At 43.5% G+C, this 294-nt stretch carries 1 pseudogene; it reads right to left on the reverse strand.

What is annotated here, in order from left to right:
* Window positions 1-201: pseudogene (locus ACNQ0T_RS23900) on the reverse strand (multidrug export protein EmrA); the annotation flags it as partial.
* Between the last annotated feature and the right edge of the window lie 93 nt (window positions 202-294).

Here is a 294-nt window from a genome sequence, read left to right on the forward strand (position 1 = left end):
CGCTTGGATTTGAACTTGATTTCCAGCAACGTAAGCGTTGTCTGTTGATTCGTAATGGCGTAAGACGAGATACCAGTATGCAGTCCAACCGATGCCTATCGCGATAAAAATAACGGTTAGGAACATTAGTGCATTTCTGCGCTGTCTTTTTTTGTTCAATGGCGGCGTTTGCGTTTCAGGCAGATCCTCGCGTGCGCTCATACTGGTGGTTCCCCATATTCAATGGATAAAAATAACGACTGTTTCCAGCAGTTAGTGTTAACTACTGGAAACTAAGACGACAAATGATTTCGT

Origin of the sequence: Enterobacter cloacae complex sp.6700776 (genome assembly GCF_048284255.1) — a bacterium.
Classification (GTDB): Bacteria; Pseudomonadota; Gammaproteobacteria; order Enterobacterales; family Enterobacteriaceae; genus Enterobacter; species Enterobacter intestinihominis.